General features: G+C 38.1%; 16 protein-coding genes. 13 read left to right on the top strand and 3 right to left on the bottom strand.

Annotation, left to right across the window (positions count from 1 at the left end; translation table 11 throughout):
• The first annotated feature begins 39 nt into the window (after positions 1-39).
• From VB797_RS23010 to def, 5 genes are all read left to right on the top strand, one after another.
• Complete coding sequence (locus VB797_RS23010; RefSeq protein WP_323240112.1) at positions 40-1,086, top strand: hypothetical protein; 1,047 nt, start codon at positions 40-42, stop codon at positions 1,084-1,086.
• Positions 1,071-1,433 (top strand): hypothetical protein, encoded by a 363-nt coding sequence (locus VB797_RS23005; RefSeq protein WP_323240068.1) that lies wholly within the window; start codon positions 1,071-1,073, stop codon positions 1,431-1,433. Before VB797_RS23010 ends, VB797_RS23005 begins: the two co-directional genes overlap by 16 nt.
• Positions 1,434-1,835: 402 nt before the next feature.
• Positions 1,836-2,654 (top strand): hypothetical protein, encoded by an 819-nt coding sequence (locus VB797_RS23000; protein ID WP_323240067.1) that lies wholly within the window; start codon positions 1,836-1,838, stop codon positions 2,652-2,654.
• A 253-nt stretch (positions 2,655-2,907) separates the two neighbouring features.
• Entirely contained in the window at positions 2,908-3,165 is a 258-nt protein-coding gene (locus VB797_RS22995) for a DUF6171 family protein (RefSeq protein ID WP_323240066.1), read from the top strand.
• Positions 3,166-3,190: 25 nt separating this feature from the next.
• Positions 3,191-3,658 carry a peptide deformylase gene (def, locus tag VB797_RS22990; protein WP_323240065.1) on the top strand — a complete coding sequence of 156 codons (468 nt, stop codon included), beginning with the start codon at positions 3,191-3,193 and terminating at the stop codon, positions 3,656-3,658.
• Between the two features lie 44 nt (positions 3,659-3,702).
• On the opposite strand, the gene VB797_RS22985 is transcribed toward def, so the two are convergent.
• Complete coding sequence (locus VB797_RS22985; RefSeq protein ID WP_323240064.1) at positions 3,703-4,503, bottom strand: ABC transporter permease; 801 nt, start codon at positions 4,501-4,503, stop codon at positions 3,703-3,705.
• A 322-nt stretch (positions 4,504-4,825) separates the two neighbouring features.
• Here VB797_RS22985 and VB797_RS22980 point away from each other — a divergent pair, with 322 nt between their 5' ends.
• Entirely contained in the window at positions 4,826-5,950 is a 1,125-nt protein-coding gene (locus tag VB797_RS22980) for a DegT/DnrJ/EryC1/StrS family aminotransferase (RefSeq protein WP_323240063.1), read from the top strand.
• Between the two features lie 207 nt (positions 5,951-6,157).
• Here the strand turns inward: VB797_RS22980 and VB797_RS22975 are convergent, their stop codons facing one another.
• Both VB797_RS22975 and VB797_RS22970 read right to left on the bottom strand, forming a co-directional pair.
• The gene (locus VB797_RS22975; RefSeq protein ID WP_323240111.1) at positions 6,158-6,895 is read right to left on the bottom strand and encodes a DUF561 domain-containing protein; all 738 of its coding nucleotides are present in this window, start codon (positions 6,893-6,895) and stop codon (positions 6,158-6,160) included.
• Between the two features lie 105 nt (positions 6,896-7,000).
• Positions 7,001-9,301, bottom strand: coding sequence for a GAF domain-containing protein (locus tag VB797_RS22970; RefSeq protein WP_323240062.1), 2,301 nt, complete (start codon positions 9,299-9,301; stop codon positions 7,001-7,003).
• A 201-nt stretch (positions 9,302-9,502) separates the two neighbouring features.
• On the opposite strand from VB797_RS22970, the gene VB797_RS22965 reads away from it, so the two are divergent.
• The 7 genes from VB797_RS22965 to VB797_RS22935 all read left to right on the top strand — a co-directional run bounded on the left by VB797_RS22965 (position 9,503) and on the right by VB797_RS22935 (position 17,755).
• Positions 9,503-10,357, top strand: coding sequence for a Tab2/Atab2 family RNA-binding protein (locus VB797_RS22965; protein WP_323240061.1), 855 nt, complete (start codon positions 9,503-9,505; stop codon positions 10,355-10,357).
• An 18-nt stretch (positions 10,358-10,375) separates the two neighbouring features.
• Positions 10,376-10,501: a hypothetical protein gene (locus VB797_RS22960; RefSeq protein WP_323240060.1), complete on the top strand. Its 126-nt coding sequence runs from the start codon at positions 10,376-10,378 to the stop codon at positions 10,499-10,501.
• 235 nt (positions 10,502-10,736) lie between these two features.
• Positions 10,737-12,035: a TldD/PmbA family protein gene (locus VB797_RS22955; RefSeq protein WP_323240059.1), complete on the top strand. Its 1,299-nt coding sequence runs from the start codon at positions 10,737-10,739 to the stop codon at positions 12,033-12,035.
• A 415-nt stretch (positions 12,036-12,450) separates the two neighbouring features.
• Complete coding sequence (locus tag VB797_RS22950; RefSeq protein ID WP_323240058.1) at positions 12,451-15,081, top strand: chloride channel protein; 2,631 nt, start codon at positions 12,451-12,453, stop codon at positions 15,079-15,081.
• A 549-nt stretch (positions 15,082-15,630) separates the two neighbouring features.
• Complete coding sequence (locus tag VB797_RS22945; protein ID WP_323240057.1) at positions 15,631-16,437, top strand: TPM domain-containing protein; 807 nt, start codon at positions 15,631-15,633, stop codon at positions 16,435-16,437.
• A 96-nt stretch (positions 16,438-16,533) separates the two neighbouring features.
• A complete protein-coding gene (locus VB797_RS22940; RefSeq protein ID WP_323240110.1) occupies positions 16,534-17,208 on the top strand; it encodes a precorrin-8X methylmutase in 675 nt (224 codons plus the stop codon).
• Between the two features lie 82 nt (positions 17,209-17,290).
• Positions 17,291-17,755 (top strand): MarR family transcriptional regulator, encoded by a 465-nt coding sequence (locus VB797_RS22935; protein ID WP_323240056.1) that lies wholly within the window; start codon positions 17,291-17,293, stop codon positions 17,753-17,755.
• Positions 17,756-18,078 lie beyond the last annotated feature (323 nt).

Here is an 18,078-nt window from a genome sequence, read left to right as displayed (position 1 = left end):
TAATCTAAAATCCAAAATCTAAAATCTAAAATCCAGATGATGAACCCATCTACTCTCAATTCTCAGCAATTTTCTCTAATATCATCACAAACTCTCTCAGATTACGTTACATCTGTTGCTTGGTCGCCGCAAGGGGATATTTTGGCTGCGACTTCTGCTGCTGGGGAAGTTGTGTTTTGGCAAAATGATGATTTAGTTACTTTGCAATCTGGGAATGGTGAGTCTGTAGATTGCGTTGCTTTTTCTTGCGATGGTAAATTCGTTGCGGTTGGGGGACAAAGTGGACAGGTCAAAATCTGGAGAGAAAATGAGTTAATCGCGACAATAGAAGCATTTACTTGGGTCGATCGACTAGCTTGGAGTCCGAAATGCAATCATTTGGCTTTTAGCTCGGGACGTAAAGTTCAAATTTGGGATGCTCAAAGCCGCGATTTGGTTACTACTTTAAATTTTGATAACTCTTCCCCATTGGGTATTGATTGGCGAAATGATGGGGATTATATTGCGATCGCCGGACATCTCGGTGTTAAGGTTTGGCATTCTCAAAACTGGGATGAGGAACCATATATTTTAGATCTTCCTTCAACGAGTGTCGCAATGGCTTGGTCTGCGGATGGAAAGTATCTTGCTTCCGGCAATATGGACAAAACTATTGCGGTTGTTGAAACTCAACTGTTGATTTCTGACGAAGACCCCAGCCCCTGGATTATGCATGGATTTCCTGGTAAAATTCGTGACATTGCATGGTCACAGATTAATTCTGACCAAGATACACCACTGCTTGCTTCCTGTAGCGTTGACGGTATTGTGTTATGGGAACACAACAGTGAAAGCTCTGATTGGGAAGCAACAATTTTAACTAATCATGCAGGCATTATTCAAGCGATCGGTTTTGCTTCCGACAGCTTTTTGCTCGCTTCTGCTGCTAGTGATGGTTGGTTATGTTTGTGGCAAGATTCCGAGGAAGTTTCCCAAATTATTACAGGTGTTGCAGAGGGTTTTACCTGTATTGATTGGCATCCTCAAGGTAATAAAATTGCCGCAGGGGGAGAGAATGGGGAGTTGTTGATTTGGGGAAAGCAGTAATCCAAAATTGTCCAGCCTGTCATGTCCGCAATTATCAAGATATCATGGTTTTAAGCGGACACCATACACTATATAGTCTATATATGATAATCGCAAAACTTGTTTTATTTGCTTTACCCTTACTTGTTGCTTCGATGTTGTTTCTAGCAAATCCTGTAACAGCATCTCCTGTTAATTCTACATCTGCAACAGTACATATTAATCCATCTGACTCACCATTACATCAATTAGCAACATTAAATCAAATTGATTCAAATCCTATTCTTGACCAGCTTGGTTGTCAATGTGCTTCTTGCGTTCAAGCTAAATCGCAATTGCAAGGTAAATTACCTGTTTTTAATTCCTAAGTTTATTTTTTTGTAAAACTGAATACTTTTTTTAATTATTTGTATCTGATTTTTTAGCTCGTGTAAACGGGCTTTTTTTTGTTTGTCTTTTATTTATACAAATCTTGTGGGATGGATTTCTACCCTGTCCTTACTATTAACTAAATATATGTTTATCTATTGCTTCAATTTATATATAATCATAAATCAATAAGACGTTTTGTCATACATAATAAAAGCTAATTTATACACTTTATGTTCCTATTTACAATCAATTAAAATACATTTTTTCATTTTTATTAATTAAAAAACATTTTGCAATATTACTTTTAATTACAGTAGTGATAAATACCTTGCAGATAATGATTATGATTATTTGCGGCAATGATTTGTTAACTATTTGATTCAGGGAAAAAAAGCGAAATGACACTGCAAGCTACTGTGAATCCTATTGAGAATTTTGTTACTAGTTCTAAAAAATCATTATCGGTTGTAATTGAAGGGGAAAAAGCGACATCTGTAGATTGTCTTCCTCAATCTTGGCAAGATATTTATACAGGTAAGTCGAATACAAAGCTTTCTAATCCCGAAGAATACGTGAAGATGGCGCAATTATTTCTTCATAAAATGTCTCGCGGTGATGTAGACTTATTCAATGAATCGGAACATTTACAGCACTTAAAACCTGCTTTTTGCGAAATATTTGGTACTTTAGGTTGGGAAGCTCTTGATTTTTACGGTCAGGATTTCGATGTAGATAGATATCCCAACTTTGACCAAATTGAAAAACAACTTTCTGCTGAAGAAGATTATACAGGACGCAAACAAATTGTCGAAATTGGTAAAGCTTTGTTTGCAGAGTTCGGTTACGATTTACCGGCTTCTTTTTATCATGTACATTTAGCTCCCATTTATCGCGAAGAGGTTTCAGAAGTCCGTCCGTTAAGATTTTCTGAGGAAGATAAGTTAAATGCTCGTGCTTGGGATGCTTCTTTACATGGACAAAAGGTATTTCCCATTCAGCTGATGGTACAAAGTATTTCTTCTCAGCACGGCTTTTTCCAAGAACATGGTTGTGGTTGTAACCATGCTATGACTAGAGTTGGTGCTACCGATACTGCTTTTGATTATCAAATTCGTCCGGAAATGCGTAACACCTGGATTCGTGATTTTATCTGGACTGTATGGTATGAGTACGCTTTCTTTAAGTTTGTACCTGTAACTCGTTTTTTAGTTAATTAAAATGATTATGGTTTGGTTAAGATATTTTGATGATTTTAACCAACTTTTATCATAGCGATTCTCGATTGAGTTGTATCCAAAACCTCACTTTACCAACTGCTTCCCTCTCCTTTGCTAAGGAAAGGGATTAAGGGTAAGGTCTTTTTTTGTATAAAAATAAATATCTAATTCTATCTTGGTAAATTCAATACAAAAATATTTTGAAGTGTTATGATTTGTTGGGAATTCTTTGTAATATTCTAGGAATTGTAACATGACTAATTCACCACCAAGTTATCCAAGTCGTCCCAAAATGTTGCAAGGTCTGTTTTCAGAAGCGTATAAAACTGCGAAACAGGGATTATGTGGAGATAGAGTTCTTGCTTCAAAAAGTAATGTTGAAAAAAGATTGGCAATTTGTTCAACTTGTGAAAAGTACAATGCAGAAGCTACACGCTGTACTGTGTGTGGATGTTTTATGTTAGTCAAGGCAAATATTGAAGTTTCTGAATGTCCGGATGGTAAGTGGTAGATTAGCGTTATAGGCAATAGTTTTTATGGCTGTCAATGTGGTCTGTTATCCCAATTCTTTGTTAAAAGAAGTATCAACTGGAATCACTGTTTTTAACGCGGATTTTCAAACTTTGGTAGAAAATTTAATTGATACAATGCTTGCAGAAAATTCTATGGGATTAGCTGCACCCCAAATCGGAGAATTGAAGCGGGTATTTGTGTTGAATAAAAAACGTATTGCAGGTAGCAAAAGTAAAGATTATCATCCTGAAGATATATTGTGTGTTGTTAATCCTGAAGTTGAATATCAAGACTTTTTAATTGATTCAAGTGAAGGATGTTTGAGTTTTCCAGGACGACGAGAAACGGTAAAACGGTTTAATCGGGTAAAGTTAACGGCTTTAAATCGAGAACATCAACCTTTTACTATTACTGCTGATGGAATGTTATCTATTCTTATTCAACATGAAGTTGACCATTTGAATGGGATTCTTTTTATTGATAGGGAGTAGGGAATTGGTAATGGGTAATTGGGAATGGGGAATTGGTAATTCTCTTACCTGACTAGTTGAAAATTGGAGTTGAAAAACTGACGAGAAAGAGCTTTGGTGAGCAGTATTGTTGTTAATAAGTTGCTCAATGCGACCATAAACATCAGTAAAATTTGGTAAGATGCGGCTTCGGATGCAGCTTGGAAGGGCATTTTATCGTAATCAACACCGCTAATTATTAATCCGCTCATAAATCCCGGTATTGTTACCATCCCAATTATCATCATTTGGTTGATGGTGGGAATTAAACCAGCACGGATAGAATCTTTTTGATACTGCTGAATTGCTTGCTGTGGAGTTGCACCTAAACTGAGGTGTGTCTCTATCTCCATATGGCTTGCATTGATTGTACTAACTAATCTTTCCCCGGTGATCGCAGCCGCATTCATAGCATTACCTAATACTACTCCGGCGAGAGGAATTACGTACTGTGGCTGAAACCATTTATCGGGTTGAATTATCAGAAAATTCGTATAAATCAAAGTGAATGCAGTACTCAAGAACATCGAACCCCAGACTAAAGGTAAAACTTGCGGCATTTTCTGAGTAATCCGATTTTTGGCAACAATCGCTGCAACGGTGAGCATTACTGCTAAAATCGCCAAAACTGCCAAAACGTTATTCAGGGCAAAAATAAAGTCTAAAATGTATCCCAATACTAATAACTGTAGGATAGTTCTGCCGGTAGCAATAGCCAGATTTAGCTCAAGTCCGATTTTTTCCCAAATAGACAAACCGATCGCGATCGCCATTAATCCTAGCGCGATCGCTAAGTCTAAAAAATTTAGCTGTATTAATTCTGTCATCAAAATAAGTTGTTGAAACTACTATTTATCTTTTTACTATCAATATTTTCGGCTGATAGTTGCGCTGTCTGCATTAAAACGCAATTACTAAACAAATCAAATTCTCAGTATTTATTCGCGGATGAAGATTAGGACTTGATGTATCAATATACAAAGTTGAACATTACAGCCAAAAATAGTACCCCTATGATGTTATATTGCCAAAAATCGAATTAAAGTCTTGTTTATAGCGTATTATGGGCGACAGTATAAAACTGGCAATACGATTAAAAATTTAACAAGTCATTCCGCATTATCATCTATTTTCATATAAAAAAGTCTCATGATACAAACCGTAAATTCTATTCCTGCTTTTGATAATAAACAGCAATATTCTACTATTGCCGCAGAAGTAAGTGAAGCGGTCTTGGAGGTTCTATCTTCAGGACGCTATATTGGTGGTCCTTTGGTTGAAGGTTTGGAACAACAGCTTGCTACTTATACAAATGTCACCGATTGTGTAGCTTGTAATTCCGGTACGGATGCTCTTTACTTGGCTTTAAGGGCTTACAATATTGGTGCGGGAGATGAAGTAATTACCACACCTTTCACTTTTGTCGCTACCTGTGAAGTAATTAGCGCTGTGGGTGCTAAGCCGGTATTTGTTGATATCGATCCAGCTACTTACAATTTGGATTTACAGCAAGTCGCAGCAGCAGTAACATCTAATACTAAAGCGATTATTCCAGTGCATTTGTTTGGACAACCCATTGATATGACGGCATTAATGGAATTAGCTGCTTCCCAAAATTTATTGGTAGTAGAAGATTGCGCTCAGTCTACAGGAGCAATGTGGAATAATCAAAAAGTAGGCAGTATCGGACACATTGGTTGCTTTAGCTTTTACCCTACCAAAAATTTGGGAGGTTGCGGTGATGGTGGTGCAATTACCACTAGTAATCCAGAAATTGCCGCAAGGTTGAAGTTATTGAAAAACCACGGTCAAAAAAGTCAATACCAATATGAAGAGATTGGTGTAAATAGTCGGTTAGATTCGATTCAAGCGGCGATTTTACTCATTAAGCTACGTTATTTAGATATTTGGAACCAGCAAAGGCAGCAAATTGCAGCTCGTTATCACGAATTTCTCAGTCACGTTCCCGATATTATTATCCCACAGGAATTACCTGGAGGAACGGGAGTATGGAATCAATATACGATTCGCGTTCAAAATGGTAAAAGAGATTTATTACGCAATAAATTGCAAGAAAAAGGTGTAAATACAGCGATTTACTATCCTTATCCCTTACATTTGCAGCCAGTTTATCAAAGTTTGGGCTATCAACCGGGACAATTACCAGTCGTTGAACAAGTTTGTCATGAAGTTCTATCTTTACCCATGTTCCCAGAACTTTCAGAGGAACAGCAACAGCAGGTAATTTATAGTATCAAGGAAGTGATGATTTAAAGATTATACGTGTAACCAATGTAGAGACGTAGCAATGCTACGTCTTCGGGTATTTTGATTGATACTGCTAATTTTGTGAAATGGTATTTTGATGCGTTAGGTAGATGTTGCGTTTAGCATCCTAGTTATTAATAATTAATCAATATTGTAGACTTGCGATTTAGTTAATGAGACGTAGCACTGCTACGTCTCTACATTGGTTATCTGTTATCTGTTAATTTCTACTTTTGTTCCGATCGCTTCAACTAAACTACGTACTGCTGCAATCATGGCAATTTCGCTGTTAAGCTGGTTGATTGCGGAACCGACTCCGACACCTGCTGCACCTGCTGCGATCGCTAAAGGTGCGGTAACGTTGGAAATACCGGAAGCGCAAAGTACTGGTACTGATACAACGCGAGAAATTTCGTAAGCTGCTGCTAGGGTGGGAGCCGCTTTTTCTATTAGTCCCAAGGAACCGATATTTTGGGGTTTGCTGCTGGTACCCCCTTCTGTTTGAATAATATCTGCACCGGATGCAACTAATTCTTCTGCTAATTGTACCTGTTGATCTAATGTCAAGATATGAGGAACGGTGACGGAAAGCGCGATTCGGGGAAGTAAAGCACGGGTTTGTTTTGTTAAAGCTAGAACTTCTTCGGCTTCAAATCTAATTCCTTGAGCGTAGAAAGAATCAAAGTTACCAATTTCGATTAAATCGGCACCTGCTGCAACTGCTTTGAGAAATTTTTCGGGTTCTACTGCCGATACACAAATCGGTAAATCGGTCAATTGTTTTGCCATTTTTACTAAATCGGCATCAGCAGCGATATCGAGAAAACTTGCACCACCGTGGTGTGCGGCTTTTACAGTTGCAGCAACACGATTAGAATCGAAATTATTCAGACCGCTAATTACTTTGAGTACGCGGCGATCGCTAAATGCACGTTCAAGTGTAAAATTCATCATAAGAAAATCTCAGTGGTTTGGTGATGCTGGGCAAATAAAGATTATTCTACCGTTAATATATTGCTTTTCATATATTTGACAATTTACTCGCGATGATAAATATTAAACTGGAATCCGCATGACAAACTTAGCACCGCTACCTGGTGAAGAAATACATTCCAAAGTTCCACCGTGCTTTTCTGTGATAATTTGATAACTAATTGATAATCCTAAACCAGTTCCCTTACTTTCTGGCTTGGTAGTGAAGAAAGCATCAAATAACTTTTGTTTTACTTGGGTGGGAATTCCCGTTCCGTTATCGGCGATGGTTATAGTTACCCAGTTATCTAAAGCTGCGGTGGTAATGGTAATTATATTGGGATTTTGCTCTATTTCTTTGTAGCTTGTACCTTGATTTGATTCCTCTAACGCATCAATAGCATTAGAAATTAAATTCATAAATACTTGATTAATTTGACCGCGATCGCAATTAACTAAAGGTAAATCGGTATAGTTTTTCACGATTTGAATTGCCGGACGTTCGGGTTTTGCTTTGAGCCGATGAGATAATATCATTAAGGTAGTATCAATACCTTCACGTAAGTTTACGGCTTTCTTTTCATCGGAACTGGTACGAGAATAATTGCGTAATGATAACATGATATCCTTGATCCGATCAGCACCTAGTTTCATTGAAGAAACCATTGCGGGTAAATCTTCTATTAAGTATTCCAAGTCAATTTCGGCAATTTCTGATTCAATAATATCTCCAGGATGGGGAAATTCTTGTTGATATAAATTAAGTAAATTAATTAAGTCTCGTATATACCCTTCTGCATGGGATAAATTACCAGAGACAAAACTAACAGGATTATTTACTTCGTGTGCTACACCAGCAACAAGCTGTCCGAGTTGGGAAATTTTTTCGGTTTGGATTAGTTGCGATTGAGTCGATTTTAACTTTACTAAAGTTTGTTCCAATTCCTGAGTGCGCTGCTGTAAGATTGTTTCTGCACGTTTGCGTAAGCGAAGCTCTTCGCAGAAATCGCTAATATCTCGCGTAATTGTTAATGCATGAGGCTTGTTATTATAAATATAAAATGTAGCTTTGACTTCCACATCAAATAAAGTCCCATTTTTGTGAATACAAATACCTTGAGCGTAAAATTCCTTCCCAGCTTTTACCGAATCAATAAATTCACCAAATAAATACAGAGAATCTTGATGAATGTATTCTGAAGCATTTAAAGTTAGAAATTCTTCGCTTGAATAACCATACATTTGACACCATGTCGGATTTACAGCAACTGCTTTACCCGTTTCTAAATTAAATATTGATAGTCCATCGTTTACAGTTTCAAAAATACTACGATATTGTTCTTCTTGTTGTTTTAGAGCTTGTTCTGTATTTTTACGCTTAATTGCAATCGCAATTTCTCCGACAATAAAGCTCAATAGTTCAAGAGTATTTTGATCTAATTTCTGTTGGGAAAACATCGCTACTACACCCATAATTTCTCCATCAGCAATCAACGGGTATCCTGCAAAAGCAATCATTCCTTCCCGAATGGCCCATTCTTTATCGCTGATTGCATCGGTTTGAACTGAATTAGTAATGTGAGGTTTGCGCTCTTGAGCAATCAAGCCAATTTTCAATTTACCTACAGGGATGCGACTGTGTGCGCCATCAATATGCGTATAAATACCGGCACTAGCTTGCAACTGCAATTGTTTTTGGTTGCGATCGCAAGTCCAAATCCGAGCAAAGCCCACATTTAAGTAAGATACGATAATTTCCGTGCATTGTTGCAGCATTTGTTGTAAATCGTGGCTTTTAGCTAGCGTTGAATCAATTTCGCTTCTAAATTGCAAAATCCGTGTTTTTTCTTGTTCGCTGGCAAATAAACGAGCATTTTTGATGGCGATCGCAGCTTGGGAAATAAATATTTTAATAAATTCTAATTTTGAGGGTGTAAATGCGTTTGTGATTAAATTATCTTCTAAATAAAATATCCCGATATTGCTTTGAAACAGAATGGGAACGCATAAAATAGATTTGCACTGATGCTTTTGAATGTAAATATCATCTTTGTAAATAGAATCGACTGCATTTTCAATTATTAAACTTTTTTGATTTTTGATAACATAATTAATTATCTGTTGAGGTATATCCGTACATTCTCCAACAGTAATTGATTGGGCTATAGTATAATTATTACTTCCACTATTTTCAATTGCTTCTACAAAAAACTGTTTATCTTTTTGTAATATCAAACAGCCTTTTTGAGCGCCAGAATTTTCTAAAATAATCTGTAACACCGTGCGGGGTAAATTTTCTAAATTGATTTCACTGTGTATGGCTTCTGAAGATTTAATAACTGTAGCTAAATCGAAAGGGTGGCTAGCATTATTACAAAGTATCATTTTACCTCTTTAAATATTATTCCTTACTGTTTAGAGTTCCCCAAATAAAAGTAATTCTTTCAATTTTATTTAATTTTTTTAGCAAAAGTCGTATCCATCAGGAATAGCAAAGATACATCGAAAAATAAATAGTATTACGAGTTGCCAATACGCTCGTATCATAAATATATAGACAAAGTAGCCAAAAGATTACGGCATAATATGGGCAGCATTTGGGAACTGGATTATTACTCACGTCCAATTTTGGATGAAAACAACAAGAAAATTTGGGAAGTCTTGATTTGCGAAACTCCTTTGGATATCCGCACCAAAACTGATTCCTTATTTCGTTACGCTAAATATTGTCCCAGTTCAACAGTAAATTCCGTATGGTTGCAAACTGCGTTGCAGGAAGCAATAGATAAAGCCGGAGAAGCACCGGGTAAAATCCGCTTTTTCCGCCGTCAAATGAATAATATGATTACTAAAGCTTGTGAAGACATTGGAATTCCAGCGAAACCCAGTCGTCAGACATTAGCGCTCAATCAGTGGTTACAACAACGGATGGAACAAGTTTATCCCCAAGAACCGGGATTTCAAGGAGGTACTAATCCCTCGGTGCGTTTAGAAGCTCCTTTACCTCAGCGCTTACCCGACGCTTTAGAAGGAGAACAACTAGGATTTGTGACCTTGACCGCTGCGGATTTTGCGGATATGCCAGAGTGGAATATTGATTTCGGTGGAGCTTTCCCTTTAGAATTAGTAGAAATTGCCCCTGAAACCAAGATTCCCGGAGTTTTGGTTTACTCAAATAGAGCATTACCGATCGCGGGTTGGATGTCCGGTTTGGAGTTGGCTTGGTTAAGGTTTGATAATACCAAGCAAGGAAGATTGATTTTAGAAACTGGTGCAACTGAAAGTTGGATTTTAGCGAATATCAAAAATCCGCAAATGGTAGACCAAGCACAGAACTTTGAAGAAGTCAAGCAGCAAGCTAACGGAGTTCACTTTATTGGAGTACAGTTAGACCCGAATTCGGAATCATTCGCGGGATTTTGGCTGTTAAAGGAGATTTGAGGATGGAGGGACAAGGGGATGGGGAGATGGGGGGATGGAGGGATGGGGAGATGGGGGGATGGAGGGATGGGGGGATGGGGAGATGGGGAGATGGGGAGATGGGGGGATGGGGAGATGGGGAGATGGGGAGAGAAAGATTTATAAAGCATTTGTAGTGTCCGCTATCTTGCTCCCTAGTTGTTTTCAATTCGCAATTCCCAATTACCCATTCCCAATTACCCATTCGCAATTCCCAATTACCCATTCCCAATTACCCATTCGCAATTCCCAATTACCCATTCCCAATCCAAAATCCAAAATCCAAAATCCAAAATTCTTTGACCTTTGACCCGTTAAGAACTATATTTCCTGTTGGCTAATAATTAAGAACTAACAACTAATGACTAATGACTTGATGGAGCAGTTATTGGAAGTTGCGATAAAATCTGGTGCAACTGAAGCTGAGGTATATCAATCGCGATCGCTCTCTAAGCCGGTGTTTTTTGAAGCAAATCGTCTCAAGCAACTTGAAAGTAATCAGTCTGAGGGTACTGCTTTACGGTTATGGTATGAAGGTCGTCCGGGTCTAACGGTGGCAAATGGTCCCGTGGAAGCACAGACGATGGTTGAGCGTGCTATTGCTTTGAGTAAGTTAAATCAGCCGGAAATTGTCGAGTTAACTGGTAATTCTCAAGTTGTTTATCCAGATTTGGGTGAAAATATATCGTCGGAAACTTTGGTGGAGTGGGGTAAGCACACTATTGCTTTGATTCGCGATGTCTACCCGGATGTTATTTGTAATGGTGATTGGGAATGCGATGTAGAAACCACTCGATTGGTGAATACTCAAGGTCTGGATGCTCACTATACCGATACTACTTTGAGTTGCTATATCTCAGCAGAATGGGTTCGGGGTGATGATTTTTTGAGCGTTGCGGATGGACAAACCGAACGGGGAAAACTTAACCCTGAAACAGTCGCGCAACAAATTTTACAGCGGTTGAATTGGGCCCAGACAAATGTAGCTGCACCGAACAATCGTATCCCAGTTTTGTTTACCTCTAAAGCTGCCGATATGCTCTGGGGTACCGTACAAGCCGCACTCAACGGAAAACTAGTGTTAGAAGGTGCTTCCCCTTGGGCTGAACGTATGGGTAAACAAGTAGTTTCACCTTTACTGACTGTTTATCAAGACCCACTCGCTGGGCCCTATAGCTGTCCTTTTGATGACGAAGGTACCCCTACTGATAATTTGACTTTTATTCAAGATGGAATATTGCAAAATTTTTATTGCGATCGCACTACAGGAAATCGGTTAGGAATCAAAACTACAGGTAACGGATTTCGTCCGAGTTTAAGTAGTTATCCAACTCCAGGATTATTTAACTTTTTGATACAACCAGGAAATGGCAGTTTACCAGAATTGATCGAAGAAATGCACAATGGCTTAATTGTTGACCAGATGCTCGGTGGTGGTAACGGGATTTCCGGCGATTTTTCAATTAATATCGATTTGGGTTATCGGGTAGAAAATGGTCAAGTTACCGGACGCATCAAAGATACGATGGTATCGGGTAATATTTATACTGCTTTGAAACAGTTGATTAAACTCGGTGGTGATACTGATTGGAATGGCTCTTGCTATACTTCATCTTTGATCGTTGATGGATTATCTAGCACGGGGAAAAATAATTCTTAAAGGAAATAGGGAATTGGGAATTGGTAATTGGTAATTGGTAATTGGGAAAAAAGATAATATTAGTAAATAATTAAATAATGTTGGTTATGGAGCAAAATAATTTTTGTAGAGCAGTAACTATAAATATTTTGCCAACAGTTCAACATATTACTTAGTCAAGAATCTAGATTTAAAATAAAAAATTATGTTTATTGATATTATCACTATTTATCAATAAAATTTTTGCTAATCTCTGCATTTGGGCGACATACTTCAACTATTAAATAATCAATATATATCATTAATTATTATTAAGAATATTTTTTAACATCGGACTATAATAGCCAATAAACAGTTGTATCTAACTGAATTACTGTAATAAATATATTTTATGCTAATTCCTATTCCCATTTCCATTTCCAATGCCCAATGACCTATGCCCAATTTTAATAAATACGTTCGCGATTTTTGGCAGCCCAGGAGAGGTTTAGCAATTGCAGAAGCTTGCGTTATCGGAGTGGTTGCGGCTTTATCCGCAGTATTTCTAAGATTTAGTTCGGGATGGTTGGGAACGTTCCGAGTTAGTACTTCCTATGCAATACCAGCTATTTTAGCCTTACCATTAATTGGTGCTAGCTTTGGTTTTTTGGCTGGCTTTTTAGTAGAGAGGTTTGCACCCGAAGCGAGTGGTAGCGGTGTTCCTCAAGTGAAAGCTTCTTTGGCTAATATCCCCATCACATTAACTTGGCGGGTAGCGGCTGTAAAGCTGGTTAGCGCGATTTTGATGCTGGGTTCGGGAATGACATTAGGAAGACAAGGACCCACGGTTCATGTAGGTGCAGCTTTAGCAGCAGGGATGAGTCGCGTATTTCCCACTTCTCCAGACCATCGCAGACAAATGATTGCTGCGGGTGCGGGTGCGGGATTAGCAGCAGCTTTCAATGCTCCAATTACGGGTATATTATTTGTTGTCGAAGAATTACTCCAGGATTTATCAGGATTGACTCTGGGAACTGCCATTATTGCTTCATTTATTGGTGGGGTAGTTTCACGACTATTAGGTGGTAGAAGTTTACAGCTGAATCTAGAATTAATCGAGTCAAAAAGCAGTTTTATAATTACAGAACTTCCTTTTTACCTGATTCTGGGTATTTTAGCCGGTTTACTAGCTGCACTATTTAGGCAAGGTTTACTTTTAAGCCTGAGTTATTATCGTAAATTGCGTGTCAGTTTAACCTTAAGAATAGCTTTAGCTGGGTTGATTTCTGGGATTGCGATCGCGATGCTACCCGAAGGATTTCGCAATAATACTGGTTTGCGACTATTTATTATTGACGGTCAGCCCAGCGTTTATAAAGTAATGTTAGTATTTGTCGCAGAATTTATTTTAACATTAGTCGCATTTGGTTCGGGAGCGCCAGGAGGGTTATTTGCTCCCAGTCTGATTTTAGGTTCTTGTCTGGGATACTTAGTTGGGGTTGTCGAATTCCAAATTTTAGGTTTCAGTACCCCTAATACTTACGCTTTAGTGGGAATGGGAGCATTTTTTAGCGCGGTATCCAAAGTCCCAATTACCGCAATTATGATTATTTTTGAGATTACTACAGATTTCAATCTAGTACTACCATTAATGATTGGTTCTGTAACATCTTATCTAGTTGCTGATAAATTGATCCCAGGCTCGCTATATGCCAAGCTTTTGCAATTAAATGGTATTGATATTGATACAGAAATGCCTATCAATAGTAGATTCATTAATTTAACCGCACAAGAAGTTATGCAGCGTCAGGTGGAAACTTTGCAAGAGCAAATGACTGTAGATGAAGCAATACAGGCTTTTTCTCATTCTACTCAACGTGGTTTTCCCGTACTAGATAACACTAAATTAGTAGGTATTGTCACTCAAAGCGATTTGATGAAAATACGGGAAGGAAAGTTATCTAGAGATGCACCTGTAAGTGAAATCATGACATCGCATCCGATTACGATTACCTCTAAACATAGCTTGAGTAACGTCCTATATGTATTAGATAGACATCAAATTAGTCGCTTGCCAGTTTTAGAAGGAAGAAGATTAGTAGGAATGATTAGTCGGGGAGATATTATTCGAGCCGAAGCAAACTATCTCAACTGCAAAAGCGCTCCCAATCAACCGAAAATCAAACCTTCCTACATAGTTTATCAAACCCAGTCACCGAGTACTGGGCAAGGTAGATTATTAGTTTTGGTTGCTAATCCTGAAACCGCAGAGACGTTATTAGGTCTAGCAGCGACAATCGCGAAATATAACTTTTACGAAATTGAATGTTTGCAAGTAGTGATCATTTCTCGTCATAATAATCCAGCCGAAACTCCTGTTAAAACAGCGCAAAGTCGTGGGTTATTGTTGTCTGCGGAAATCATGGGTAAAAAATGGAAAATTCCCGTACACACGCAAATTAGAGTTGCTCATGATGTCGCAAATGCAACTTTAGAAACTATTAAAGATAGAAATATAAATACAGTTTTAATGGGGTGGAAAGGTGGTACTTCTACCCCCGGTCGTATTTTTGGTAGCGTTGTAGACACCATAATCCGCCAAGCCAGTTGTGAAGTAGTATTAGTAAAATTAGGAAAAAACCTCAACACAAAATTAAAAAATAATTCTTTGATTCCAACTAACTTTAGCAGTTGCTTAGTACCAATGGCTGGAGGACCAAATTCAAAAATAGCGCTTAAATTATTGCCTGCTTTAGCTGCTTCAAACAATAAGTTAAAAATTAATCTTACACAAGTGTTTCCTTTATCTGAAACCAAGCTGGATACAAAATTATTGCAAGCAGCTAGACATCAGCTGATTGATATGTATAAGCTATCCAATCAAATAACATCCGTACCTCTTAGATCTGATTCGGTTGCTCAAGGAATAATTAACTTAGTAAAAACCGATGAATCCGATGTAGTTCTTTTAGGTGCTTCCCGCGAAGGAATGTTACAGCAAGCCATCAAAGGCAATATTCCAGAAGCAATTGTATACGGTGTTGATTGTACCGTGATTTTAGTTCGGGGAATGACTAGTGAGCAGTGAGCAGTTATCAATGAATAGCTGTTTTAGGGCTGAATTAAACATACATTTTGTATTAAAAACGAAACCCATGTAGAGATCTCCGCAGTGCTACGTCTCAAATTCAAATCCTCAAAACTACCTAAATTTTCCTACGGTGCGATCGCGTCTTATTGAAAAATCAAACACAAAGGAAATTGCGATCGCTTTAGACATCTATAAGATTACGAACAGCTTTGGCTCCACGGTTGAGAACGCGAGTATTTTAATAATTATTCAGAATTTTCATTGGTTGGTTTAATCATCGCGGCTATCATCCCTCACTTATCTGAGAATCAGCGTAAAATCCAAATTCTCTTCACACATCAGCCCACCAGGCTTACTTGTACTAGCTTTCAACGCTAATTTTACGCCTCCTGGAGATGTATTCGATGTATCTTCAACAAAAATTATGCCTAGATGAATGTAAAATAAATTAGAATAAGGTTACAAAATGTAAAGAAGTATGATTTTTCTTCTTGCTTCTTGAAACAATTTGCTTAATTTCAGTGTTGAAATTTATATAAAAAACCCATGCATAATAGTTCTTGGCGACGATTTTTTACATTTTTGACAGTATTATTTTTAGCTGGCTCAATTTGGACGACACATCCGAGCGCTGCTTATGCTTACAATAATCCGGAATTGCTGCCTGCGGAAGTAACACCAGTTGTAGACTTGGGGAAATCTCTGAATGTTGTTCAAGAGCAAAATTTAGTTCAAGAACTCAACGACTTTGAAAAAGAAACTGGTTGGCAATTGCGAGTACTTACTCAGTATGACCAAACACCCGGTAGAGCCGTAATTAAGTTTTGGGGTTTAAACGATCATAGTATTTTACTTGTTGCCGATTCTCGGGGTGGAAATATTCTCAGTTTTGCGGTTGGTGATGATGTTTACGAATTGCTACCACGAACTTTTTGGATAGAATTACAAACCCGTTTTGGTAACTTATATTTTGTTAGAGAAAAAGGTGAAGACCAAGCTATTATTGAAGCTTTGCAAACTGTAGAAGGTTGTTTGCGTCAGGGTGGTTGTAACGTTGTTCCAGGATTGCCACGGGAACAGTGGATTCTGACCTTTATTACTTCAGTTATCGGTGGGGTTATCTGTGGATTTGCAGCTCAACCAAGAGATGAAAAACAAATTATCGCTTGGCAATGGGCATTAATATTTTCTCCTTTATGGGGAATTTTGTTTATTGCCTTTGGAATCGGTCCAGTTGTGACCCGTACCTCTGATTGGCTACCTTTAGTTCGCAATATCTCCGGTTTTCTGATTGGAGCTTTAGTTGCTTATTTATCTCCTTTTATAAATCGTTCTTCTACTTCGGAAACTTAAATGAGTTAAGAGTTAAGAGTTAGGAATTAGAAATTAGGAATTAAAATTGTTTTCCTACACCCAATGCCCCATTGATAATTGATAATTGATAAAATGATGGAATGGCACGTAACGGACGCTCAAAGTTTAGCAACCATTGATAGAGAAATTGGTGGTGCTTTTGCTCTTATGTACCCAGAACGCGATGCTTTAAGTCCAGCATCCCCAAGGGAATATCGACATTTTTCACTAGCTGAGTACGAAATTATTAGAAGAGTCATTTACGCTACAGGTGACTTTGAGTACAAAACATTGATTGAATTTTCGGAACGTTCCTTACAAGCAGCAGCAGCAGCATTAGCATCGCGCAGCAGTATTGTGGTAGATACAACAACAGTGCAAGCCGGTATTATAAAGAATGTACAAAATAGTTTTGCTAATCCAGTTTATTGTGCTATGGAAGCTCAGACTCGTCCTCAGAAACAAAAAACTGTGGCTGCTTGGGGTATGGAAGCCTTAGCTAAACGCTATCCAGAAGGAATATTTGTAGTAGGTCAAGACCCAACAGCTTTAAAAACGCTAGTTGAATTAATTGAAGCGGAAAAAATTAGACCTGTTTTGATAATTGCTACACCACCCAAATTTATGCATATGGATATAGATGCGAAGAAGCAAACTTTAACAGAATTGTCTATACCTAATATTACAATTAAAAATCAAAAAGGTGGTGCGATAGTAGCAGCAGCAATTTTAGATGGATTGATAGATTTGGCTTGGGAAGCTTACGGTTAGGAGTAGGGAACGGGGAATAAATATTTCACTGGACTACTTATAATGCTAATCTAATTTTACGAGCGCTAAGTAATTGACATTAATGCTTCAAACATCAGAAAACTCCCCGACATCGGATTTATCCAGACAACGCGCACCATACAGCGTAGATTATCAAATCAAACTATTATCGCAATTGCTATCGCGCAGATTTAATGAATACCTCGAACCTTTTAAACTAACTCCTTTTCACTGGATAGTTTTGTGCTGTTTGTGGGAAGAAGATGGTTTACCGACTTCTAGCATTGGAGAGAAACTAAAACAGGTCGGAGGTACTTTAACGGGGGTAATTGATCGCATGGAAGAAAGAGGATTGGTGCGTCGCGAACGAAATATGCAGGATAGAAGAGTTTGGCGAATATGGTTAACTGATGCGGGTAAGGAACTCGAAATTGTTTTACCACCTATTGTTGAGGAAATTCGTCAACAAACTATGCAGGGATTTTCAGATGGCGATCGCCAAGTTTTCTCACAATTATTAAATCGAGCGGTTGCGAATTTATCTTAGTTAAATATAATCTGACATTTTTAGTAGTATATTTTTTTATATTTTTAAGATTAAAAAATAGTATTTCACCACACTAATTCTGCGGCATAAAATATTTGTAGGACTTATACCAATTCTGTATGACGCTGCGCTAAATCCCCCTCACTCTGGCTATGGTGGGGCTACCCAAATAAAGCCTACCTGCGTAGGCTGAATATAGCTCGCTAAAAGCAACTAGCGAGCTGGTTATAACGAGCAAGTTGGTTGTAACGAGCGAGTTGGTTGTAACGAGCGAGTTGGTTGTAACGAGCAAGTTGGTTGTAACGAGCGAGTTGGTTGTAACG

The sequence above is a fragment of the Rivularia sp. UHCC 0363 genome, assembly GCF_034931125.1.
Taxonomy (GTDB): domain Bacteria; phylum Cyanobacteriota; class Cyanobacteriia; order Cyanobacteriales; family Nostocaceae; genus Rivularia.
Note: the sequence above shows the minus strand (reverse complement) of the source record. Positions and strands in the feature narration are given on the sequence as shown.